At 69.5% G+C, this 23,239-nt stretch carries 21 protein-coding genes; 11 read left to right on the top strand and 10 right to left on the bottom strand.

Annotated elements, in window-relative coordinates:
• Window positions 1–3: 3 nt before the first annotated feature.
• A complete protein-coding gene (locus tag AB0D34_RS27055) occupies window positions 4–1,116 on the top strand; it encodes a chondroitinase-B domain-containing protein (RefSeq protein WP_362665673.1) in 1,113 nt (370 codons plus the stop codon).
• 77 nt (window positions 1,117–1,193) lie between these two features.
• On the top strand, window positions 1,194–1,991 hold the full coding sequence (locus AB0D34_RS27050; RefSeq protein ID WP_362665671.1) for an HAD family acid phosphatase: 798 nt from the start codon (window positions 1,194–1,196) through the stop codon (window positions 1,989–1,991).
• On the opposite strand, the gene AB0D34_RS27045 is transcribed toward AB0D34_RS27050, so the two are convergent.
• The gene (locus tag AB0D34_RS27045; protein ID WP_362665669.1) at window positions 1,988–4,186 is read right to left on the bottom strand and encodes a family 43 glycosylhydrolase; all 2,199 of its coding nucleotides are present in this window, start codon (window positions 4,184–4,186) and stop codon (window positions 1,988–1,990) included. The genes AB0D34_RS27050 and AB0D34_RS27045 overlap by 4 nt on opposite strands.
• Before the next feature lie 207 nt (window positions 4,187–4,393).
• Between AB0D34_RS27045 and AB0D34_RS27040 the strand changes: the two genes are divergently transcribed.
• Entirely contained in the window at window positions 4,394–5,548 is a 1,155-nt protein-coding gene (locus AB0D34_RS27040) for a right-handed parallel beta-helix repeat-containing protein (RefSeq protein ID WP_362665667.1), read from the top strand.
• A 109-nt stretch (window positions 5,549–5,657) separates the two neighbouring features.
• Here AB0D34_RS27040 and AB0D34_RS27035 read toward each other — a convergent pair whose 3' ends face one another.
• The 3 genes from AB0D34_RS27035 to AB0D34_RS27025 all read right to left on the bottom strand — a co-directional run bounded on the left by AB0D34_RS27035 (window position 5,658) and on the right by AB0D34_RS27025 (window position 8,839).
• Entirely contained in the window at window positions 5,658–7,340 is a 1,683-nt protein-coding gene (locus AB0D34_RS27035) for a rhamnogalacturonan lyase B N-terminal domain-containing protein (RefSeq protein ID WP_362665665.1), read from the bottom strand.
• An 84-nt stretch (window positions 7,341–7,424) separates the two neighbouring features.
• A complete protein-coding gene (locus AB0D34_RS27030; protein ID WP_362665663.1) occupies window positions 7,425–8,276 on the bottom strand; it encodes a hypothetical protein in 852 nt (283 codons plus the stop codon).
• On the bottom strand, window positions 8,273–8,839 hold the full coding sequence (locus AB0D34_RS27025) for a SigE family RNA polymerase sigma factor (RefSeq protein ID WP_362665661.1): 567 nt from the start codon (window positions 8,837–8,839) through the stop codon (window positions 8,273–8,275). The genes AB0D34_RS27030 and AB0D34_RS27025 overlap by 4 nt, the downstream gene beginning before the upstream one ends.
• A gap of 236 nt (window positions 8,840–9,075) precedes the next feature.
• On the opposite strand from AB0D34_RS27025, the gene AB0D34_RS27020 reads away from it, so the two are divergent.
• Window positions 9,076–10,479, top strand: a complete 1,404-nt coding sequence (locus AB0D34_RS27020) for an NCS2 family permease (protein ID WP_362665659.1) — start codon at window positions 9,076–9,078, stop codon at window positions 10,477–10,479.
• A gap of 13 nt (window positions 10,480–10,492) precedes the next feature.
• Here the strand turns inward: AB0D34_RS27020 and AB0D34_RS27015 are convergent, their stop codons facing one another.
• The 3 genes from AB0D34_RS27015 to AB0D34_RS27005 form a co-directional block, all read right to left on the bottom strand.
• Window positions 10,493–11,944, bottom strand: coding sequence for a penicillin-binding transpeptidase domain-containing protein (locus tag AB0D34_RS27015; protein ID WP_362665886.1), 1,452 nt, complete (start codon window positions 11,942–11,944; stop codon window positions 10,493–10,495).
• Between the two features lie 92 nt (window positions 11,945–12,036).
• Window positions 12,037–12,507 (bottom strand): GNAT family N-acetyltransferase, encoded by a 471-nt coding sequence (locus AB0D34_RS27010; protein ID WP_362665657.1) that lies wholly within the window; start codon window positions 12,505–12,507, stop codon window positions 12,037–12,039.
• Between the two features lie 197 nt (window positions 12,508–12,704).
• Window positions 12,705–13,478: an IclR family transcriptional regulator gene (locus AB0D34_RS27005; protein ID WP_362665655.1), complete on the bottom strand. Its 774-nt coding sequence runs from the start codon at window positions 13,476–13,478 to the stop codon at window positions 12,705–12,707.
• A gap of 129 nt (window positions 13,479–13,607) precedes the next feature.
• Between AB0D34_RS27005 and AB0D34_RS27000 the strand changes: the two genes are divergently transcribed.
• Both AB0D34_RS27000 and AB0D34_RS26995 read left to right on the top strand, forming a co-directional pair.
• Complete coding sequence (locus AB0D34_RS27000) at window positions 13,608–15,137, top strand: aldehyde dehydrogenase (NADP(+)) (protein WP_362665653.1); 1,530 nt, start codon at window positions 13,608–13,610, stop codon at window positions 15,135–15,137.
• 102 nt (window positions 15,138–15,239) lie between these two features.
• The gene (locus tag AB0D34_RS26995) at window positions 15,240–15,848 is read left to right on the top strand and encodes a DUF1349 domain-containing protein (protein ID WP_362665651.1); all 609 of its coding nucleotides are present in this window, start codon (window positions 15,240–15,242) and stop codon (window positions 15,846–15,848) included.
• Here AB0D34_RS26995 and AB0D34_RS26990 read toward each other — a convergent pair.
• Window positions 15,808–17,196 carry an MFS transporter gene (locus tag AB0D34_RS26990; RefSeq protein WP_362665649.1) on the bottom strand — a complete coding sequence of 463 codons (1,389 nt, stop codon included), beginning with the start codon at window positions 17,194–17,196 and terminating at the stop codon, window positions 15,808–15,810. The two genes, AB0D34_RS26995 and AB0D34_RS26990, sit on opposite strands and share 41 nt — an antisense overlap.
• A 49-nt stretch (window positions 17,197–17,245) precedes the next feature.
• Here AB0D34_RS26990 and AB0D34_RS26985 point away from each other — a divergent pair, with 49 nt between their 5' ends.
• From AB0D34_RS26985 to AB0D34_RS26965, 5 genes are all read left to right on the top strand, one after another.
• Window positions 17,246–18,241 (top strand): helix-turn-helix domain-containing protein, encoded by a 996-nt coding sequence (locus AB0D34_RS26985; protein WP_362665647.1) that lies wholly within the window; start codon window positions 17,246–17,248, stop codon window positions 18,239–18,241.
• Window positions 18,242–18,302: 61 nt separating this feature from the next.
• Window positions 18,303–19,028 (top strand): DsbA family oxidoreductase, encoded by a 726-nt coding sequence (locus AB0D34_RS26980; RefSeq protein WP_362665645.1) that lies wholly within the window; start codon window positions 18,303–18,305, stop codon window positions 19,026–19,028.
• 109 nt (window positions 19,029–19,137) lie between these two features.
• Window positions 19,138–20,199: an aminotransferase class V-fold PLP-dependent enzyme gene (locus tag AB0D34_RS26975; protein WP_362665643.1), complete on the top strand. Its 1,062-nt coding sequence runs from the start codon at window positions 19,138–19,140 to the stop codon at window positions 20,197–20,199.
• A gap of 57 nt (window positions 20,200–20,256) precedes the next feature.
• A complete protein-coding gene (locus tag AB0D34_RS26970) occupies window positions 20,257–20,865 on the top strand; it encodes a sigma-70 family RNA polymerase sigma factor (protein WP_362665641.1) in 609 nt (202 codons plus the stop codon).
• Window positions 20,866–20,899: 34 nt separating this feature from the next.
• Window positions 20,900–21,925 (top strand): maleylpyruvate isomerase family mycothiol-dependent enzyme, encoded by a 1,026-nt coding sequence (locus AB0D34_RS26965; protein ID WP_362665639.1) that lies wholly within the window; start codon window positions 20,900–20,902, stop codon window positions 21,923–21,925.
• Window positions 21,926–21,940: 15 nt separating this feature from the next.
• Here AB0D34_RS26965 and thpD read toward each other — a convergent pair whose 3' ends face one another.
• On the bottom strand, window positions 21,941–22,831 hold the full coding sequence (gene thpD / locus AB0D34_RS26960) for an ectoine hydroxylase (protein WP_362665637.1): 891 nt from the start codon (window positions 22,829–22,831) through the stop codon (window positions 21,941–21,943).
• Entirely contained in the window at window positions 22,831–23,235 is a 405-nt protein-coding gene (locus AB0D34_RS26955; protein ID WP_020140787.1) for an ectoine synthase, read from the bottom strand. Before AB0D34_RS26955 ends, thpD begins: the two co-directional genes overlap by 1 nt.
• Between the last annotated feature and the right edge of the window lie 4 nt (window positions 23,236–23,239).

Raw genomic sequence — 23,239 nt, 5'->3', positions numbered from 1 at the left:
TCCATGTCTCGTCGTACCGCTCTCCTCGCCACGGCCGCCCTCGCCCTCGGCTCCGGCATGGCCGTCCTCCCCACCCAGGCGCAGGCGGCGACCGTGGTCGTCAGCAACTCGACCGACCTGTCCAACGCCATCAAGAACGCCACCGCCGGCACGGTGATCCAGGTCCGCGGCGGGACCTACTACCCGACCGCCACCCTCCAGTCCACGGCCAACGGCAGCTCCTCCGCACCGATCACGCTCACCGCGTACGGCTCGGAGACCGTGAAGATCGACGGTTCGTCGCTGCCCGACGGCGACTGGATCTTCAAGCTGACCGCCGACTACTGGAACGTCTCCAACATGACCTTCCAGAACTCCCCGGACAGCGCGGTGGTGTGCCAGTCCTGCACGGGCACGGTCTGGAACAACATCAAGACGATCAACGGCGGCGACTCCGGGTTCACGCTCACCGGCGACGGGACCGTGAACAACACCGTCAAGAACATCGACTCCTACGGCCACTACGACGCCGCGAACCACGGCGAGAACGCCGACGGGATCGCCGTGAAGTTCGGCTCCGGCACCGGCAACCTCATCACCGGGGCCCGCCTCTACAACAACTCGGACGACGGTCTGGACTTCTGGTCCTTCTCCTCGCCCGTCACCGTCGAGCACACCTGGTCCATGGGCAACGGCGTCAACCGCTGGTCCGACTCCGCCTTCGCGGGCGACGGCAACGGCTACAAGCTGGGCGGCGACGGCGAGGTCGTCGCGCACGTCATCAACAACTCCGCGGCCTGGGGCAACGCCGGCAACGGCTTCACCGAGAACTCCAACACCGGCGCGATCGTCATCAACCGCACCACCGCCTACGCCAACAGCAAGTGGGGCTACTACTTCGCCACCAGCTCCGCCAAGCTCGGCAAGAACCTCGCGGTGAGCAACGGTGGCGGTTCGGTCAACAAGGGCTCCAAGGTCACCTCGTCCGGCAACAACTGGGACAGCGGGATCAGCACCCCCGCCTTCAGGTCGACGGACGCCTCGACGACGTACAACGCCCGTTCCTCCAGCGGCACCCTGCCCGCCACCACGTTCCTGACGACCGGCAGCACCACCATCGGCGCGACCATGAACTGACACCTCCAGGGCGCTTGACCCGTTTTTTACCGGGCGGGTCTCGCGCCCGACAGGGTGACGCGCGTAGAACGTCTGTCATGCATAAGCCATTGCGTATCGCAGCCGTCACCGCGGCCTGTGCCGTCGCCGCCGGCGCCCTCTACGGCGCCGGCGCGGCCACCGCCGGCCAGTCCACGGCCAACTCCACGCAGGAGCCCTACAACATCGGGCTCCTGGTCAAGGACATCGACACCTACTACGGCACCACGGCCGACGCCAACGGCGTCTACCAGGCGTCCGCCACCAGCCCGTACGCCAAGGACCTCGCCGCCATCGACAAGGCCGCGAGAAAGTACATCGACCAGGCCGCCCGCAAGGCCCACCACAAGGGTGAGAAGCCGGCGGTCGTCTTCGACATCGACGACACGCTGCTGCTCAGCCTCGACTACGAGAAGCGGTACAACTACACGTACAACTCGGCCACTTGGGCGGCGTACGTCAACAAGGCCGACCGCCCGGGCGTCTTCGGCAGTGCCGAACTCGTGCAGTACGCCGAGTCCAAGGGCGTCGAGGTCTTCTACAACTCCGGTCTGAGCGAGGCCCAGCGCTCGGCCGCGGTCGAGAACCTGAAGAAGATCGGCGCCGATGTGAACCTCGACGCCGACCACATGTTCCTCAAGAACACCGCCAACCCGCCGTCGTACCTGAGCGGTTGCGCGACCGCGGGCACCTGGACCTGCACGACCGTGCAGTACAAGGGCGGCACCCGCAAGCACATCGAGCAGGACCTCGGGTACGAGATCATCGCCAACTTCGGCGACCAGTACTCGGACCTGGACGGCGGTTACGCCGACAGGACGTACAAGCTGCCCAACCCGACGTACTTCGTCAGCTAGTTCTTCACCGGCCGGATCCCTTCAAGGGTCGGCACCACCGGCTCGATCGAACCGTCCGCCGCGAACTCCATGCGGTCGATGGTCGTTTCACGGTGCATGCCGTCGCCGCCCGGCTTCCCCGGCCCGTTCAGGGCGAACCGGTGATAGACGATGTACCAGTCGTCGGTGCCGGGGACGTTCACCACGGAGTGGTGGCCGGTGGCGAGGATGCCGTACTCGGGTCGCTTGGACAGGATCGTCCCCTTCTTGGTCCACGGGCCGAGCGGGGACGGTCCCGTCGCATAGGCGACGTGGTAGTTCTCGCTGCGGGTGTCGTCCTCGGACCACATGAAGTAGTACGTGCCGTTCCGCTTGATCACGAAGGACCCCTCGCGGAAGTTGTCCGGGGTGATGTCCTCGACCTTCGAGGCGTCGTACGACACCATGTCGTCGTTCAGCGGCACCACATACCCGTGCCCGTTGCCCCAGTAGAGGTACGACGTCCCGTCGTCGTCCGTGAAGACGGCCGGGTCGATCATCTGGCCCTTGAGCGCACCGCCCTTCGCCACCAGCGGCTTGCCCAGCGCGTCCTTGAAGGGGCCCGCGGGGGAGTCCGCCACCGCCACGCCGATCTGCTGCTCGGCGCAGAAGTAGAAGTAGTACTTCCCGTCCCGCTCGGCGATGGCCGGCGCCCACGCGTACTTGTCGGCCCACGACACGTCCGCGCCGAGGTCGAGGATGACTCCGTGGTCCTTCCAGTGGACCAGATCCTTCGACGAGTACGCCTTGAACCGCGTCCCGCCCCAGCCGTTGAAGCCGTCGGTGGTCGGGTAGATCCAGTACTCGCCGTCCAGATAGTGCACATCGGGGTCGGCGGTGAGGCCGGGCAGGACCGGACTGCCCGTCGGCACGGCCTCGACGGTCCAGCTGCGGGTGGTCCCGTCGGCCGCCGTCACCGTGTAGGTCTGCGGCTTGCGGAAGTCCCGCCGGGTACCGGACGCGGGGCTCACGCGGGCCCCCTCGCCGACCGCCAACTCCGGTGCCAGACGGGCGAGATCGGAGCCCGGCCGCATCGGCAGCACGACCTTCGACGCGGCCTCCGTGACGATCGCGTACCCCTTCTGGCCGGAAGCCGTCGCGTCCACCACGGACGTCCCGGACGCCGGATACGCGGCCAGCAGCCGGTCGTACTCCGCCTGCGTCACCGGAAGTACCGTGCCGTGCCGGGGACTTGCGGGCAGCTGGTAGTTCGTGGACGCCGTCCACTTGCCCGAGTCGAGGTCGGTCGTCTCGAAGGGGACGTACCCGCGGCCGCCGTACTCGTCGATGAACAGGTACCACTTCTTCTCGGTGTTGGACTTGAACACCGTCGGACCCTCGCCGCGGTCCATCGCCCCGCTGCCGATGCAGTCCGCGACCAGGTCGTACGTGGTGGAGGTCAGGCTCGTCGACTTCTCGCCGGTGATGAACTTGGCGCAGGGCGAGCTGGAGGTGGGGTCCCGCTCGTCCTTGGTGTAGCGGTAGTAGGTGTCCTTGTACTTGACGACCGTCGAGTCGATCACCGAGTAGCCCGGGTCGTCCCAGACCTTCGGCGCGCTGAAGGTGCGGAAGTCCTTGGTGGTCGCGTACAGCATCTTGTTGTACGTCGATCCCGTGTGCCCGGGGTCGTCGTCGGCGTACAGCTTCGACGCCCAGAAGACCACGTACGCACCGAGGCTGTCGTCCCAGTAGGCCTCCGGCGCCCAGGTGTTGCCCGCGTTGTCCGGGGCCACCTTCACCAGCCGCTGGTCGGTCCAGTGGACCAGGTCGGTGGACTCCCAGATCATGATCGACCTGCTGCCGTGCCGCTGGACGTCGTCCCAGCTGCCGCTGCTGTTCCGGTACATGCGCAGATCGGTGGCGATCAGATAGAACTTGTCGCCCTCGGGGGAGCGGATCACGAAGGGATCGCGCAGACCCTTCTCGCCGGTCGTCGACGTCAGGACGGGCTTGCCCTGGTTCAGCTCCCGCCAGTGCAGGGCGTCGTTGCCACGGCTGAGGGCGTAGCGGATCTGCTCGCCGTCGGCGGTGCCCTCGCCGGTGAAGTAGGCGAAGAGATAACCGGCGTACTTGGACTGCTTCACGGGTGGTGCTCCTGAGTGGGCGGAACCGGGCGGCGCGGTGAGGAGCGCCAGGAGTAGCGAGAGACAGGCGACGAGGAGGATACGTGGGCGCATGTCGCTCCTGCGAGTGTGGGGGTGTGGGGGTTTCTGTTGAGGGCTGTGCGCGCCTTCGGAGTGTTACGAGCGGGAAACAGCACGTCAATCGATGAGCGCGCGATGAGAAGCAGCGAAAGTTTCGGTTGCTTTCGTTGAAGCGCGGCAACCTCGACGGCCGCGGCGGCGACTGCAGGGCATCCCCGTCACCAAGGAAAGGAACGCCCTGTGCGTCACAGCACCGGACGCCACCGCCGGACCCGCACCCTCTCGATCGCGGCGGCGGTCGCCGTCGCCGCGGGCGCGGGCGGTGTGTACCTCGGCCTCTCGGGCGGCGGGGCCGAGGCCGCGTCCTCGACGGTCACCGTCACCGGTACCGCCCAGCTGGAGGCCGCGGTCAAGAACGCCACCGCCGGTACGACGATCCAGGTCCGCGCGGGCACGTACACCCCCTCGACGACCCTCAAGTCCACGGCGAACGGCACCAGTTCGGCGCGGATCACCTTGCGCGCGTACGGCAGCGAGAAGGTGCGGATCGACGGGTCCAAGCTGCCCGCGGGGTCCTGGCTGGCCGGGATCTACGGCGACTACTGGACCGTACAGAACCTCACCTTCCAGAACTCCCCGGCCCAGGGGCTCGTCGTCACCTCGTCCGTCGGCGGTGTCTTCAAGAACCTCGTCACCGCGAACAACGGGGACTCCGGCTTCACCCTGCGCGGCGACGGCACCAGCGGCAACCTCGTGCAGAACCTGGACAGTCACGGCAACTACGATCCGGCCGGGCACGGGCAGAACGCCGACGGGATCGCCGTGAAGTTCGGCTCCGGGACCGGCAACCGGATCACCGGCGCGCGTCTCTACAACAACTCGGACGACGGGCTCGACCTCTGGCAGTTCTCCTCGCCGGTCACCGTCGAGCACAGCTGGGCCTTCGGCAACGGCAAGAACCGGTGGGGGGACAGCGCCTTCGAGGGCAACGGCAACGGATTCAAGCTGGGCGGCGGGGGCGTCACGGTGGCCCATCTCGTCAACAACAACGCGGCCTGGGACAACACCCTCCACGGGTTCACCGAGAACTCCAACACCGGGGCGATCGCGCTGAACCGCAACACCGCCTACTCCAACGCCGAGGCCGGGTTCTACTTCGCCACGGGCAAGGCCCGGCTGGCCCGGAACCTGGCGGTGGGCAACAAGAGGGGCCTGTCCAAGCTGGGTCCGTCGACCGTCTCCGCGGCGAACAACTGGGACAGCGGTGTCGCCACGCCGGCTTTCAGGTCAGTGGACGCGACGACGGCGTACGGCGCCCGCAAGGCGGACGGTTCGCTGCCCGCGACGACCTTCCTGACCACCGGCTCGACCGTCATCGGCACGACGATGAACTGAGCGACGAAACGCCGAAGCGAGGAAACGCCCCGCCTGTCGTCACAGGCGGGGCGTTCCTCGTGCCGGCCGAGGGGGGCTCTGACCGGCGCCGCTGCTGGCCGAGGGGGGCTCAGGCCAGCAGGTCTATGGAGTCGAACGACGTGCCCGCGCTGAGGTAGGCACTGCCGCCCGAGCCGCTCACGATGTTGAGCTTCAGGACGTTGTACTGGGACGTGTCGGTCTTCCAGGCACTACTAGGGACGTTGAAGGTGAACGAATGGTTGTTCCCCCGGTACGAACCCGTGGTGAGAGAGCGGGTGTTGGGCTGGGTGGGAGCCGTGGGAACGGCCGAAACCCAGTCGTTGACGCTCACGCGGGGACGGCCGTTCGCGAACGCGTCCGTGACTCCGACCCGCAGCGTGTGCGCGGCCGCCGCCTGCGCCGCCGTGAGCTTGAAGTAGATCAGGATGCCGTCGTTGACGTCCTTCCACATGTACGCCGGGAAGGACGCCGCCTCGCCGCCGCTGCCGATCGTGACGTTGCCGGTCCACTTGGCCGCGCGGCCGTCGGACGGGTGCGCGTACGTCATCAGCTTGGCGTTCTTGAACTCGCCGGGCGTGCCGTCCCAGTCGCCGAGCCGCCAGACGGCCTTGGCGGTGGACGGGTCACCGGTGATGCTCAGGGAGTGCAGCGTCGTCGTACCGCCCGCCGTCACCTTCACCGAGGCGGTGTGCACGGCGAGTTCGCCCTTGAAGACCGTCATCGTGTACGTCCCCGCCAGCATCCCCTTGCAGGAGAACGCACCCGTGCCCGCCGCGGCCTTCGCCCAGTACTGCGCGTCCGCGTTGGCGAAGCCCACCGTGTACGGGTACCTGGCGTCCATGCCCTTCAGGCCGACACCCGCCACCTTGCCGCGGCCCGACGCGCCGACCCAGCCGGTGATGCCGAGGCCGTCCACCCAGCCCGTGTCGAGCTTGTCGTGGAACAGCGAGGAGGAGGGAGCGCCGCCGTCGGTGAAGGAGAGGACGTACGGGCCCTGGAGGCCGAAACGTTCCGCCTCGGTCTGGGCCTCGTTGTAGTGCAGGATCTCGTAGAGGCCCGCGCCCTTGTCGTTCGAGTGCCGCAGCAGCGAGCGGTAGAACGGACCGCCGGAGGCCTTCTCGTGGTTGGAGCGCACCAGCCACAGGCCGACCGAACCGGTGGTGAAGCCGATGTGGTCGTAGTCGATCGTCCGCTTGCCCGAGTAGTGCTTGGAGTGGGTCGTGCCGTCCGCGCGCCTCCAGACGTCACCGGCCTCGATGATCTTGTCCGAGGCCTCGATCCAGCTGTCCGAGCCCGTGTTGGGGAACATCCCGGGCTTGAGACGGACGATGTAGCGGGTCGCGGTGAAGGAGGCGTCCTTCTTGTTGGTCCACAGGTAGACGTTGTTCTGGCCGCTGCGGGCCGCGTACCACTGGGTGATCGCGCCGTGCACGACCTTGATCAGGACGACCGGCCCGGACTGCTTGACGGTGACCGTGGAGGCCCCGAGGCCCGACTCGACGTGCGAGTTCCGGCCGCCGTATCCCTGGTACTCCTTGCCCCGGTAGACCAGGGACGTGAGATCACCGGTCGCCTTGGAGACCTTGAAGACCAGGGAGGCCCCGGTGTCGACGACGAAGTTCTTGCCGTCGTCCGAGTGGCCGAAGGTCGCCGCGGAGGCGGCCGAGAGGAGACCGGTGCCTCCCGCGACGGCGGCACCGGTGGCGGCGACGCCCAGCGCCGAGGCGCCGAGCACCCGGCGGCGGGTCAGGGGTCTCTTGTGCGTGCTCAAGGGGGAGTGCTCCGTCATCAGGGGGGATCTTGCACCCAGTAAGTTGCCGCTGACGAGGAAAGGGTTGCCGCCCTTACGGAGTTTTTACGAATCGCCTTCCTCGGCGTCGTCGTCCTGCGCCGCGAAGCCGCCCTGCACGGCGAGGTCGTCCGAGGCCGTCTTCGCCGTCGCCGTGTAGCCGTCGTCCTTGGCGTCCCGGCCGCCGCGCACATGGTTGTACTGCCCGGCGAACACCCACTCGCCCTTGGGGACCGTGCGGCCGTCCTTGAGGACCCACGTGTAGACCAGGAAGCCGTCCTTCTCGGCGACCGTCAGCGTGAAGTCGTCCTCGGGCAGCGAGCGCCAGGCTCCCGCGTTGGTGACCCCGCCGGTCTGCGCGATCCTCAACTCGACGGTGAGCGCGGTCAGCTGCTCGGAGGTCTTGAAGGTCAGATTGCTCTGGGCCCAGAACTCGTTGCTGTGCGGGTCGACCGAGCCGTCGGACCACAGCGGCCCGTCCTCGGTGCCGGCGGCCTGCACCTCGGTGGAGGCCGCCGGTGTGCGCGAGGGAGTGCTGCTCGGCTTCTCGGCCTTCCGCGTGGGGGAGGAGCTCGGCGTCGGGTCGGCCGGCGGGGCGGGTGCGCGGCTCGTGGCGTCGGGCGACGGCGTGGGCGACCCCGTGGAGGCGACCGACGTCTGCGCGGGCGTCTCGTCCTTGACGGCGGAGGCCACCGCGTAACCGCCGAGGCCCAGCACACAGGCGACCGCGGCCGTCGCGCTCACCACCCGCACCCAGCCGTAGACCGGCGGCCGGGTCGCCCGGTGGTCGGGACGGGTCTGCTCGCTCATACCGCGCTCGACCCGGGCCAGGATCCGCTCGCGGTTCGGCTCGTGCGCCTCGGCCGCGTCCTGCAGCCGGGCGCGCAGTTCGCCGTGCACGTCCCGCTGCATGGTCATCGGTCCCTTCCTCCGGCGTCACCGGTGCGCACCATCGCGGCGTGCATGTTCAGCGGAGCTTTCTGAGTGCCGAGCAGACGTTGCAACTCGGCCATTCCCTTCGAGGTCTGGCTCTTAACCGTACCGACCGACACACCCAGGGCCAGCGCGGTGTCCTTCTCCGAGAGATCGAAGGCGTGCCGCAGCACGACACACGCCCGCTTGCGGAACGGCAGCCTGCGCAGCGCCTCCTGGACGTCGACCACGCCCGCCACGTCCGGGTTCTCGACCTTCTCCTCGCGCTGGGACCAGAACAGCGCGATGCGCCGGCGCTCACGGACCGCGCTGCGGATACGGGTGCGGGCCAGGTTGGCGACCACTCCACGTGCGTACGCGGCCGGATGGTCGGCCGCGCGGACCCGGTCCCAGCGGTGCCACAGCGCCAGCAGCGCGTCCGCCGCCAGGTCGTCGGCGGCGTCCGGCTCACCGGTCAACAGATGGGCGAGGCGGGACAGTTCGGCATAGTGGCGCTCGAAGAAGGCATGGAACTCCACGGAGGCGGCGTCGTCGACGACTGTGCCCACGGGCTCCCTCTCCCTTGTGTGTCATGTGAATGACATGTGATTGTCCGGGGGTGACCGGGCGGAGATCCGGAAGCGTAGCAGTGATCAGATACGTGTTCTCGTACGGCTCTTCGAACGGTGCAGGGCGGGGTGACCCCCGAATCCGTAACACGGAGAAAACCTGAGGCGCGTTCAACACAGGAACAATCCAGCCAGCATCCGCACACAGATCATTCAGGCACCAGGGAGCAGCGAACATGTCCGTCGACCAGTACTTCAGAATCTCCGAGCGGGGGTCCACCCTCGCCCGGGAGATACGCGGCGGCTTCGCCACCTTCTTCACGATGGCCTACATCCTTGTCCTGAATCCGATCATCCTGGGCAGCGCCAAGGACAAGTTCGGGCACCAGCTGGACGCGGTGCAGCTGACCACCGCGACGGCCCTGGTGGCCGCGGTGATGACGATCATCATGGGTGTGGTCGGCAACCTGCCGCTGGCCCTCGCCGCCGGGCTCGGGCTGAACGCCGTCGTCGCCTTCCAGATCGCCCCGCTGATGAGCTGGGACGACGCGATGGGCCTGGTGGTCATCGAGGGCCTGCTGATCTGCGTGCTGGTGATGACCGGTCTGCGGGAGGCCGTCATGCACGCCATCCCGCAAGCGCTCAAGCAGGCGATCAGCGTCGGGATCGGGCTGTTCATCGCGTTCATCGGCTTCGTCGACGCGGGCTTCGTGAGCCGTATCCCGGATGCCGCGAACACCACCGTGCCGGTGCAGCTGGGCGGTACCGGCGCCCTCACCGGCTGGCCGATTCTCGTCTTCTGCCTCGGGGTCCTGCTGACGATCGGGCTGCTCGCCCGCAAGGTCAAGGGCGCGATCCTCATCAGCATCGTGACCATGACGATCGTCGCGATGATCATCAACTCGATCGCCGACATCAAGGCCTGGGGGCTGACGACGCCGGCCTGGCCCGACAAGGTCGTCGACACCCCCGACTTCGGGCTGATCGGTCACTTCAGCCTGTTCGGGGCCTTCGACGCCCCGGGCGTCGGTGTGATCACCGTCGTCCTGCTGATCTTCACGCTCATCCTGTCCGACTTCTTCGACACCATGGGCACGGTCGTCGGCATCAGCGCGGAGGCGGGGCTGCTGGACGAGGAGGGCAAGGTCCCCAACCTCGGCCGGGTGCTGCTGATCGACGGTGCGGCGGCGGTCGCGGGCGGTGCGGCCTCGGCTTCCTCGGCCACGTCGTACATCGAGTCGGCGGCGGGGGTCGGTGAGGGCTCGCGTACCGGCTTCTCGAACCTGATCACCGGTGGGCTGTTCGGCCTCGCGCTGTTCCTGACCCCGCTCCTGACCATCGTGCCGCTCCAGGCCGCCGCGCCGGCCCTGGTCGCCGTCGGGTTCCTGATGATGACCCAGGTCAAGCACATCGACTGGGACAAGTACGACATCGCGATCCCGGCGTTCCTCACCATCGCCGTGATGCCGTTCACGTACTCCATCACGAACGGCATCGGGGCGGGCTTCCTGGCCTACGTGGTGATCAAGGTGGTGCTCGGCAAGGCCAAGGAGATCCACTGGCTGCTGTGGGGCACGTCGCTGCTGTTCCTGATCTACTTCGCGATCAACCCGATCGAGCAGGTCCTCGGCGTCAAGTAACCACCGGGAACCCTCAGTTCTTGAGAGCCGCCTCCATCATGGCCTTGGCCACGGGGGCGGCCAACCCGTTGCCGCTCACCTCGGAGCGGGCCGCGTTGGACTGTTCCACCACCACCGCCACGGCGACCTCCTTGCCGCCGGCCTTCCCGTAGGACGTGAACCAGGCGTACGGCGTCTTGCTGTTGTTCTCGCCGTGCTGGGCCGTGCCCGTCTTGCCGCCCACCGTGACGCCGTCGATCCTGGCGTTGGTGCCGGTGCCGTCCTGGATCACCGACTGCATCGCCGACTGGAGTTGTTCGGCCGTGTCGGAGCTGACGATCCGGGTCGTGGTCGCCTCGTCGTCGTAGTTCTTGAGAACGTCGCCGCCGCTGTCGGTGATCGTCGAGACCATGTGCGGTGAGACCAGCTCACCGCCGTTGGCTATGGCCGCGGAGACCATGGCCATCTGGAGCGGGGTGGCCGTGACGTCGAACTGGCCGATGCCGGTCAGGGCCGTCGAGGACTTGTCCATGTCGGAGGGGTAGACGCTCTCGTAGGCCCGCACCGGGACGTCCTGCGTGGCGTTGTTGAAACCGAACTTCTCGGCCATCGCCTTCACCTTGTCCTGGCCGAGATCGACGGCCATCTTCGCGAAGACGGTGTTGCAGGAGTACTCCAGCGCGACCCGGATCGAGGCGTTCTTGCAGGGCGCCGAGGAGTTCTCGTTGCCCAGCGGGGTCACCGTGCCCGGCAGGGTGTAGGGGTCCGGGCTGGACGTCTTCTCGTCCACCGAGGAGTACAGACCGTCCTCCAGCGCCGCTGCCGCCACCACCAGCTTGAACGTCGAACCCGGCGGCAGTGGCTGCCGCAGCGCGCGGTTGGTGAGCGGCTTGTCGGAGTCCGCGTTCAGCTGCTTCCAGGCGCTGCCCGCGGTGTTGGCGTCCGTCAGCGAGGACGGGTCGTACGACGGCGTCGACACGACCGCCAGGATCTTGCCGGTCGTCGGGTCGATCGCGACGGCCGCGCCCTTCTTGTCGCCGAGCGCGTCGTACGCCGCCTTCTGCACGTCCGGGTCGATCGTCGTGATCACATCACCGGGCTCGGCCCGCTCGTTGGTGACCGTGTCCATGACGGTCTTCAGCCGGGGGTCCGTGCCGTTGAGGAGATCGGCGTAGATGCCCTCCAGCTGGGTCGGGGCGTACGCCTGCGAGGCATAGCCCGTCACCGCCGCGTACAGCTTGCCGTTCGTGTACGTCCGCTTGTACGCGAGGTCGCTGTCCGTCACCTTCGCGGAACCCGTGACCGCTTTTCCGGCCACGATGATGTTCCCGAGCGGCGAGGAGTACGTCTCGATCGCGTTCCGTCGGTTGTCGTTGTCGTCCGCGAGTGCCTGGCCGTCGTAGAACTGCACCCAGGTCGCCCGGATCAGCAGAGCGAACACCAGGAGCAGCGCGAAGACCGATGCGCGCCTGATCGTCTTGTTCATCCCACTCGAAAGACGATCAGTCACGTACGGATCGTTCCCGAACATCCGCTTTTCTCATCGGACGTTCATCCACGGCTTCTTGTACGACGGTCTCAGGCGTCCAGCGTCAGCACGAACTCGTCGATCTCCGCGCCGCGCGCGTTGGCGTACCCGGAGGCGTGGGTGGTCACCCGGAACCCGCACTTCTCCAGGACCCGCAACGAACCGGTGTTGTCGGCGGCCGCGCGGGCGTACAGAGGCCGCTCGGGCACCTGGGTGACGAGCTCCCGCAGTGCCGCCGTGGCGATGCCCTGCCCCCAGTAGGCGCGGTCGATCCAGTACGTCACCTCGCGCTCGCCCGGCTCGCCGTACACCGCCGCGCTGCCCACCACGTCCCCGTCCGCCAGGACCGTGCGGTGCACGGCGTCGGAGGCGCGGATCCGTTTCCAGTGGGCGTCGAAGGCGTCCCGGTCGGCCGGGTCCTTCGGGGTGAAGGCCGCCATGCGCAGGGACTCGGGGTCGTTCATCTGCCGGAAGAAGACCGGCAGATCGCTGTCGTGGACCTCTCGAAGCGCGATCTGCATGCCTCAGAGCCTAAGCGCTCCGCTGGCTGTGCCGATATGCGGCTCCGCCGCGGGGCGGCGCTGGGTCGTCGATCGGCCGCGGCGCCGTCGTGACTGGTCGCGCAGTTCCCCGCGCCCCTCCAGGGCGCCGCCGAACGGTCGCCGGGGCCGTGCAGGAGCCGGCGACCGGCGGCGATGCGTCCGAGGCACCCCGCCCGTCAGAGCCTACGGGTGGCCAGTGTCAGTCGGTCCCTGGCGTCGAACAGCGCGTCCTTCACCAGCTGTTCGTGGGCCGGGGTCAGTCGCGCCACCGGTACCGAGCAGCTGATCGCGTCCCGCGCGGGCGTGCGGTAGGGGATCGCCACGCCGAAGCAGCGCAGGCCCAGGGTGTTCTCCTCGCGGTCCACGGAGAAGCCCTGCTCGCGGATCTGGTGCAGCTCCTCGATGAGCTTCTCGCGGTCCGTGATCGTGTGCTCGGTCAGCGCCGGCAGGGTCTCCGGCAGCATCTTGCGGACCTGCTCGTCGGAGTAGGTGCTCAGCAGGGCCTTGCCGAGTGAGGTGGAGTGCGCCGGGAGACGGCGGCCCACTCTCGTGAAGGGCCGCAGATAGTGCTGGGACTGCCGGGTGGCGAGGTAGACGACGTTCGTGCCGTCCAGACGTGCGAGGTGGATGGTCTCGGTGGTGTCGTCGGAGAGCCGGTCCAGGGTCGGCCGGGCCGCCGCGACCACCTCGTCACCGTCGATGTACGACGTACCGACGAGCAGCGCCCGCACCCCGATGCCGTACCGCGTGCCCGTCGCGTCCGTCTCCACCCAGCCCAGCTTTACCAGCGTGCGCAGCAGCATGTAGAGGCTGGATTTCGGGTACCCGACGGCCTCCTGGACCGCCGCGAGGGAGTGCATGCCGGGGCGCCCGGCGAAGTATTCGAGCAGTTCAACCGTCCGTACCGCGGACTTGACCTGTGCCCCGCCGCCCGTCTCGCCTGCCGACATCGCCCTTGACCCCTTTGTTGGACGAGAACCAGAGTTATAGACTCCGACAGCATATTCACCATCAGAGACAGCGTTCAGCATATCGAACGTTCCTGGTGGATGACCCAGATACACGTGGAGGGACCCGCGGTGGCAGCAGCACCAGTCTGGAGTGTCGACCCCCGAACCGGGAAGCAGCGCGAACAGGTTGCGGTGGAGGCCACAGCCCAGGAGGTGGACGCCGCCGTCCGCGCCGCGCACGACGCGCGCGCCTCCCTGGCCGACCGCACCGTCCGTGCGGCCTTCCTGCGCACCGCAGCGGACCGGCTCCAGGACTCCAAGGACCACCTCGTCGAGGCCGCCGACGCCGAGACCGCGCTCGGTCCGGTCCGGCTGACCGGCGAGCTCGCCCGCACCTGCTACCAGCTGCGGGCCTTCGCCGACATCGTCGACGAGGGCGAGTTCCTCGGCGTGGTGATCAACCACCCCGACGACACCGCGACCCCGCCGATCCCGGACCTGCGCCGCTACAAGGTGCCGCTGGGTGTCGTGGCCGTGTACTCGGCCTCCAACTTCCCCTTCGCCTTCTCGGTCGCCGGCGGCGACACCGCGAGCGCGCTGGCGGCCGGCAACCCGGTCGTCGTCAAGGCCCACCCCGACCACCCGGGCCTGTCCGAGCTGGTCGCGTCCGTGCTGCGCCGGGCCGCCGCCGAGCACGGCATCCCCGCGGGCGTGGTCGGCCTCGTCCACGGCTTCGAGGCCGGCATCGAGCTGATCAGGCACCCGCTGGTCGCCGCGGCGGGCTTCACCGGTTCCATCAAGGGCGGCCGAGCCCTGTTCGACGCGGCGGCCGCGCGGCCGGTGCCGATCCCGTTCCACGGCGAGCTGGGCTCGCTGAACCCCGTCGTGATCACCGAGGAGGCGGCCGCCGAGCGCGCCGAGGCCATCGGTACCGGGCTCGCGGGCTCCATGACCCTCGGCGTCGGCCAGTTCTGCGTGAAGCCGGGCCTGGTCCTCGTGCCCTCCGGCGCGGCGGGCGACGGCCTGGTGAAGTCCCTGACCGACGCCGTCAGCGACACCGACGCGGGCGTCCTCCTCGACCACCGCATGCGGGACAACTTCGTCGCCGGGGTCGCCGAGCGCGCGGAGCTCCCCGAGGTCGAGACGCCGGTGACGCCCGGAGCGGGCGGCGAGCACACGGTGAGCGCGGGCTTCCTCACGGTGGCGGCGGAGAAGCTGACCACCGAGGGGGCGTACGACCTGCTCCTGGAGGAGTGCTTCGGGCCGGTCACCGTGGTGGCCCGCTACGAGGACGACGACCAGGCGCGGGCCGTGCTGTCCCGGCTCCCGGGCAACCTGACCGCGACGGTCCACCTCTCGACGCAGGAGGCCGCGGGCGAGGGGCGGGGCGCCGAGATCCTGGCGGAGCTGACCCCGCTCGCCGGCCGGGTCCTGGTGAACGGCTGGCCGACCGGCGTGGCCGTGGCCCCGGCCCAGCAGCACGGTGGTCCTTACCCGGCGACGACCTCGACGTCCACGTCGGTGGGCGGTACGGCGATCGAGCGGTGGCTGCGGCCGGTTGCGTACCAGAACACTCCCTCGGCTCTGCTGCCTCAGGAGCTGCGGGACGAGAACCCGCTGGGACTGCCGCGTCGGTTCAACGGGCAACTGGAGCGATAGCGCCGTAGGGGTGCGGTGGATCGTCGGCTGCCGGTCTGTTGTGGCTGGTCGCGCAGTTCCCCGCGCCCCTGAAAACCCACCGGGGCCTGACAGAATCGCGGGATGGACGTCGAACTTTCCGAACTGCCTTTCCCTCTCCGTACGTATGGGCCCGACGGGCACTGGCTCTACGAGGACGGCATCCTCTCCGGATGGGCCGGGCCCCGGCAGGACCGTTTCGTGCCGCCCACTGGGGAGGCCCTCGATCCCGCCTCCGACGCCCCCCGCCTCCTCGGCTCCCCCGAGGGTGACTTCCAGCTGATAGCCCGGGTCACCGTCGGCTTCAACGCGTCCTTCGACGCGGGTGTGTTGTACGTCCATGTCGGCGAACGGGCGTGGGCCAAGCTGTGCCTGGAGAACTCCCCGGCCGTACCGACCGTCTGCACGGTCGTGACCCGGGGCCACTCCGACGACTGCAACTCCTTCACCGTGGACGGCAGTTCGGTCTGGCTCCGGGTCAGCCGCACCGGACGGGCCTTCGCCTTCCACGCCTCCCGAGACGGCAAGCGCTGGACCTTCGTCCGCCTCTTCACCCTCGGCGACGAGAAGGAGACCGACGCGGCCCTGATCGGCTTCATGACGCAGTCCCCGATGGGGGAGGGCTGCGTGGTGACCTACGACCACATAGAGTTCAGGCCGACCTGGCCGGACGACCTGCGAGACGGAAACTGAACACACCCGTCAGCAGCAGCAGACCGGCGCTGATCGCCAGGCTCAGCCGCAGCCCGGTCTCGAACCCGTCGGCGACCAGCACCCCGAACACGGCGACCGCCAGGCCTCCGGCCACCTGACGCGCCGCGTTGAGGACACCGGCCGCAAGCCCGGCCCGTTCGGCCGGTACCGCCTCCAGCATCGCGGCCGTCAGCGGCGGCACCATCAGCGCACAGCCGACGGCCAGCGGTACGAGCAGGACGGAGACCAGGGAGCCGGACGTCCCGGTGTCTACGTACAGCAGACCCAGCAGCCCGGCGACCGCGAGCCCGTGGCCCACCAGGATCGGCAGCCGGGCACCGTAGCGGCCGGCCAGCTTGCCCGCGAACACGTTCGTCACCCCGATCAGCCCCGTCATCGGCAGGAACATCAGCCCGGCGTGGAGCGCCGAACGCCCCTGCACCTGCTGGAAGAAGAGGGAGAACATGAACACCACGCCGTAGAAGGCCACGCTGTTCGCCGATCCCACGGCGACGGCCACGGAGACGGTGCGGCTGCGGAAGAGACCGAACGGCACCACCGGATGGGCCTGTCGTCGCTCGATCCACAGGAAGCAGCCGCCCGCGAGGACGGCGAGCGCGGCGGACACCAGCCCGGTCCGTCCGCCCTCGATCACCGCGAAGGTCAGCGCGGCCAGCGTCACCACCGCCGTCACCTGGCCCGGCAGATCCAGCGGAGCCGGGCGGCGCACCGAACGGGGAGCCCGCAGCAGCAGAACCAGCGCCACCGCACCGACCGGCAGATTGATGAAGAAGATGCCCCGCCAGTCCCAGCCGGTCGTCAGCGCGCCGCCCGCCACAGGTCCCAGCGCCACCGCCACCGAACCGCCCGCCGCCCACACGGCCACCGCGCGCGTCCGGTGGGCCGGTTCCGTATAGGCCTGCCGCACCAGCGCCAGGGAGGCCGGCAGCATCATGGCCGCGGCCGCCCCCTGCATGACCCGCGCCCCGACCAGCGCCGGCAGGTTCGGGGCCAGGCCGCAGACCGCCGAGGCGAGCGTGAACACCGTGATACCGATCGCGTACGCCCGGCTCGCCCCGGCCCGGTCCGAGAACGCCCCGGTGGAGAGCATCAGGGCCGCGAAGGTGAGGGTGTACGCGTCCACCACCCACTGCAGGCCGGACATCCCCCCGCCGAACGCGGAGCCCATGGCGGGCAACGCCACGTTCACGACGGACGCGTCGAGCGCGATCAGGGAGAAACCGAGCAGGGCGGTGGTGAGGGTGAGCGCGGGGGAGGGCGGTCTGGCTGCCAACTCGGGCTCGGGTGAGGTGAGTTGCTTGTCCTGGGGGGTCTGGTCGATGGGCATGGCTCCATACTGCGGATCTACGGCGACGTACAGTAGTGGCCTGAATGCCATGCCCCCGGAGGTTCTGGCCATGCGCCGTGTCGCCGTCGTAGCTCCCTCACCCGTCTCCATGTTCAACCTGGCCATTCCCGAGCTGCTGTTCGGCAAGGTCGAGATCGACGGGCGGCCCGGCTACGAGGTGGTGATCTGCGCGCCCGAGCCGGGGCCGGTCCCGACCACCGGCGGGCTCGACCTGTACGTACGGCACGGGCTGGACGTCGTACGGGACGCGGACACCGTGCTGGTCGCCGGGACCGGGCTGCTGTACACCGCCGACCCGCGCACCGAGGCGGCCCTGCGCGAGGCGGCGGCCGCGGGCAAGCGGATCGCGTCGCTCTGCACCGGCGCGTTCTCGCTCGCGCAGGCGGGGCTCCTGGACGGACGCCGGGCGACGACGTACTGGGGCCACGCGGAGGAGTTGCGTCGCCGCCATCCGGAAGTCGACCTGTGCGGCGAAGTCCTCTACGTCCAGGACGGCCCCGTCCTGACCTCGTCCGGCTACGCCGCCGGCATCGACCTCTGTCTGCACCTCATCCGCACCGACTACGGCGCCGCCGTCGCCAACGAGGTCGCCCGGCTGGCCCTGGTCGCCCCCGTCCGCCCCGGCGGCCAGACCCAGTTCACCCAGACCCCGCTGCCACCCGAGCGGGGCACCGTCTGCGCCGACACGCGGGGCTGGGCCATGCGCAACCTGGACAAGCCGCTCACGCTCGCCGACCTGGCCCGGCACGCGGGCGTCTCGGTACGGACGCTGACGCGCCGGTTCCACGCGGAGAGCGGGGTGAGCCCCCTCCAGTGGCTCCTCCACCAGCGGGTCGAACGCGCGAAGGAACTCCTGGAGACCACGACACTCCCCATGGACCAGGTGGCCCGCGCCTGCGGCCTGGGCACGGCGGACTCCCTGCGCGGCCACCTGGTCCGCAGGACCGGACTGACCCCGAGCGCGTACCGCGCGCAGTTCAGCAGGCTCACAGCGCCCCAGCCGGGAATGGAACCCGCTGCTTGAACGTTCACCGACTCGGCGGAGGGAGTCTCCGTGCCCGCACAGACCTGGAGAGAGCCGAACCATGCGCGTCGAGATCTGGAGCGACATCGCCTGCCCCTGGTGCTACGTGGGCAAGGCCCGCTTCGAGAAGGCGCTGGAGGCCTTCCCGCACCGTGACGGGGTCGAGGTGGTCCACCGGTCGTTCGAGCTGGATCCGGGGCTGGCCAAGAGCGACGTGCAGCCCGTCCTCGCGATGCTCAGCAAGAAGTACGGCATGAGCGAGGCCCAGGCCCAGGCCGGCGAGGAGAACCTCGGGGCCCAGGCCGCCGCCGAGGGGCTCGACTACCGCACCCGCGGCCGTGACACCGGCAACACCTTCGACCTGCACCGGCTTCTCCACCTCGCCAAGGAGCAGGGCAGGCAGGACGAGCTCGTCCAGATCTTCTACCGGGCCAACTTCGCCGAGGAGCGGTCCCTGTTCACCGAGGGCGACGAGCGCCTCGTCGAGCTCGCCGTCGAGGCCGGTCTCGACGCCGACGAGGTCCGCAAGGTGCTCGCCGACCCCACCGCCTACGCCGACGACGTCCGCGCCGACGAGCGCGAGGCCGCCGAGCTCGGCGCGAACGGTGTGCCCTTCTTCGTCCTGGACCGCAAGTACGGCGTCTCCGGAGCCCAGCCCGCCGAGGTCTTCACCAAGGCCCTCACCCAGGCCTGGGGCAACCGTTCCCCGCTCGAGCTGATCGACCAGGGCGACTCCGGCGCGGAGGCCTGCGGTCCCGACGGGTGCGCCGTACCGCAGCAGCACTGACAAACACGCAGGTCGGCGCGGACGCACAGCGGACGTATAAGCGTTCCTTGGTGAAACCACGTAGAAAATCGCAATGGACCGAGAGGTCTTCCGGCCCCACAGTGGACCCATGGAGACCTTCGAGAGCCTCGTCCGCGCCGAGTTCGCCCCGAAGAACACCTTCCTCAACACCGCGAGCAGCGGTCTGCTCCCCGCCCGTGCCGTGACCGCCCTCCAGGAGGCCGCGCTGATCCGCGCCGAGGGCAGGCCGCTGGATCCGCTGTTCGAGGACGTGGAGGCGTCCCGCGCCGCGTTCGCACGGCTCGCCGGCGTCCCGGCCACCCGGGTCGCGGCCGGTGCGTCCGTGTCCAGCTACTCCGGGCTGGTCGCCGCCTCGCTGCCGCCGGGGGCCGAAGTCCTCACCGCCGAGGACGACTTCAGCTCCGTCGTGAACCCCTTCCACACCCGCGGTGACCTCAAGGTCCGTATCGTGCCGCTGGAACGGCTCGCCGACTCCGTCCGCCCCGGCACCGCCCTCGTCGCCGTCAGCGCCGCCCAGTCCGCCGACGGCCGGATCGCCGACCTGCCCGCCCTGCGGGAAGCGGCCAGGACACACGGGGCCCGCACCTACGTCGACTTCTCGCAGGCCGCGGGCTGGCTCCCGGTGGACGCCGAGTCGTACGACTACACCGTCTCGACCACCTTCAAGTGGCTGCTCGGCCCGCACGGCGCCGCCTTCCTCGTCGTGCCGGAGGAGTCCGAGGGCTTCGGCGACCTGAAGCCCGTGCTCGCCGGCTGGGTCTCCGGGGAGATCCCGTGGGACAGCTGCTACGGCCCCGTCGCCGAACCGGCCCACTCCGCCCGGCGGTTCGACATCAGCCCGGCCCTGTTCACCTACGCGGGAACACGCCGGTCCCTCGAACTCCTGGAGGAGTTGGGGGTGGACGCCGTGCGCGCCCACGACCTCGCCCTCGCGGACCGCTTCCGTACGGGACTCGCCGGCCTCGGGCACGCCCCCCTGCCCGCACCGGGCTCGGCGATCGTGTCCGTGCCCGGACTCGGCGGGCGGCAGCCCGAGTTGAGCGCGGCGGGCATCGAGGTGTCCAACCGGGCCGGCAACCTGCGCGCCTCCTTCCATCTCTACAACACGGCCGCCGATGTCGACCGGCTTCTGGAGGCCCTGTCTCCCTGAACCACTGGCGCCGGGCCGCCCGGGACGCTAGGAAGGGCACCAAGGGGTGGTGGTGCCGTGGAGTCCACGGACGGGACGACGTCCGTACAGCAACCCGCAGACGCGGAGCTGCACCGACGGCTGGTGTACGGCGACGAGTCCGCGCTGGCCGAGGCGTACGGGGCGTACGGCGGGCTGGTGCGGGCGGTCGCCATGCGCGTGACCCGCAGCGGAGCCGCGGCCGAGGACGTGGCGCAGGAGGTCTTCGCGCAGCTGTGGAGCAGGCCGTACGCCTTCGACGCGCGCCGGGGCAGCCTGCGCACCTGGCTGTCGGTGCTGGCGCACCGGCGGGCCGTCGACTGGGTGCGCAGCGAGGCCCGGCACCGCAAGGACGCCCGCGCCGACGACCTGGCGCTGCACGCCATCCCGGATGCCTCTCCAGGCCCGGCCGAGGCGGTCGTCGACCGGGAGCGCTCCCTCCTGCTGCACTCCGCCCTCGCCGAACTCCCGCAACCACAGCGGGAGGTGGTGCACCTCGCCTACTTCGCGGGCCGCACCTACCGGCAGGCCGCCGTCGAACTCGGCATCCCCGAGGGCACCGCGAAGACCCGGCTGCGCACCGCTTTGCGCGCCCTGGCGGAGACTTTGGCCGACCCACCCGACCCGGCGTGGGAGAAGGGCGCATGATGGCGGCAGGGGAACACAGGGAAGGGGGCGAGCGGTGACCGATCACGACGGCGTACGAGACCTGCTGGCCGCCTGGGCCTTCGGCGCCCTGGATCCGGCCGAGGGGCGGAGAATCCCACCGCATCTGGCCGAGTGCCACAGCTGTGCGGCGGAGGCGGAACGGCTGCGCGAGACCGTACGACTGCTGGACGGGCCGCCACCGGCCCACCCGGTGCACAACGGCGTCGGCGTCCCCGGATCATCCGCCCTCGACGCCCTCCTCACCCGCGCCCGGCGCACCCGCCCCGCCCCGCCGTCGGTGGCCCGGCACGCCGCCCCTTACGCGGCCGCGGTCGCCGGACTCAACGCGCTGCTGCCCGAGATGGCGGGGCGCTGGTCCACCCCGGTCGTGCACGACTGGGACGTGCACGCCACCGTCGCCCATCTGCTCGCCGCCGACGAACACCTCGCCGTACGGCTGGGGTTGGCCGCCCGGGTGCCCGGCGCGCGCATCGACGAGGACGCGGACTGGGCGGCTGCCTGGGAGCGGCGCACCGCCGAGGTGATCGCCCACGAGTACGGCCGTACGCCCGAGGAGACCGTCGCCGACTGGTCCGCGCAGTCGGCCGCGCTGCTTGGCACCGCGCATGCCCGCGACCCCGAACTCGCCGCCCGGACCACGCTGTTGATGGGGCTCCGGCTGCCCGTCACCGAGCACTTCGTGGTGCGGGGCTTCGAGGCGTGGATCCACACCGACGACATCGGCCGTGCGCTGGGTGTCGTCGTACCGCCGCCGCCCGAGGAGCATCTGGGGCAGCTGGTGCGGCTGGCCGTGCGGATTCTCGGGTCGGCCCTCGGGAGCGAGGCAGCGCCGGTGCTGTTCGCGGTCAGGGGCGGCGAACAGTGGGTGCTGGGTTCGCAGAGCGATCCCGTGGCGGCCGAACTCACCCTGGATCCCGTGGACTTCTGCCTGCTGGTCGGCGGACGGTACACGCCGGACACCGTGCCCCGGAACGCCGACGGCGACGCGGCCGCCGTACGGAACGTACTGGAGCGGGCCGCGTCGCTGTCGTGGCTGTGAGATCAGCCCACCAGGTCACTTCACGGGGGTGAAGTCCCTTGCGCCAATGAACTCGGGGCGCCGGATGGGCGCCGCGAACGGCTCCACGGCCTGGTTCTCCACGCTGTTGAACACGATGAACACGTTGCTGCGCGGGAACGGCGTGATGTTGTCCCCGGAGCCGTGCATGCAGTTGCAGTCGAACCAGGTCGCCGAACCGGCCTTGCCCGTGAACAGCTTGATGCCGTACTCGGAGGCCATCGCGGTCAGCGCCTCGTCCGAGGGCGTGCCCGCGTCCTGCATCTGGAGGGACTTCTTGTAGTTGTCCTTCGGGGTGGCCCCCGCGCACCCGAGGAAGGTGCGGTGCGACCCCGGCATGATCATGAGGCCGCCGTTGGTGTCGTAGTTCTCGGTCAGCGCGATCGAGACGGACACCGTGCGCATGTTCGGCAGGCCGTCCTCGGCGTGCCAGGTCTCGAAGTCGGAGTGCCAGTAGAAGCCGCTGGCCCCGAAACCGGGCTTGACGTTGATCCGCGACTGGTGGACGTAGACGTCCGAGCCGAGGATCTGCCGGGCCCGCCCGACGACCCGCTCGTCACGCACCAGATTCGCGAACACCTCGCTGATCTTGTGCACTTCGAAGACGGACCGGATCTCCTTGGACTGCGGCTCGATGATCGAGCGTTCGTCCGCGCGGATCTCCGGAGCGCTGGTGAGGCGCTCCAACTCCCGCTGGTATACGGGAACTTCGTCGGGTCCGATGATCTGGTCGACGGCCAGGAAGCCGTCGCGCTCGAACGACTCCAGCTCGGCCGTGGCGATCGGCCCCGGCGCGCCGGGCGCCGACCAGACGACCGGGTCCTTGCGCGGGGTCGACACCTCGGTGGCGCCGCGGCTGGGGTACAGGTCGGTGATGGTCGCGGTCATCACACCTCCTCGGGTTCGGTGAGCAGCGGGTAGACGCCGTTCTCGTCGTGGTCCTCCCGGCCGGTCACGGGCGGGTTGAACACACAGATGCAGCGGAAGTCCTCCTTGATCCGCATCGTGTGCCGCTCGTGCCCGTCGAGGAGGTACATGGTGCCGGGCGTGATCGTGTACTTCTGCCCGGTCTCGTCGTCGGTGAGCTCGGCCTCGCCCTCGACGCACACGACGGCCTCGATGTGGTTCGCGTACCACATCGACGTCTCCGTACCCGCGTACAGGATCGTCTCGTGCACGGAGAAGCCGACCCTCTCCTTGGCGAGAACGATGCGTTTGCTCTCCCACGTCCCGGACGCGGCCTTCACATGCCGGTCGGTGCCTTCGATCTCCTTGAACGAACGGACGATCACGGTG

Source organism: Streptomyces sp. NPDC048420, assembly GCF_040651535.1.
Classification (GTDB): Bacteria; Actinomycetota; Actinomycetes; order Streptomycetales; family Streptomycetaceae; genus Streptomyces.
The sequence above is the reverse complement of the archived record's forward strand: the minus strand, read 5'-3'. Positions and strand labels throughout refer to the sequence as shown.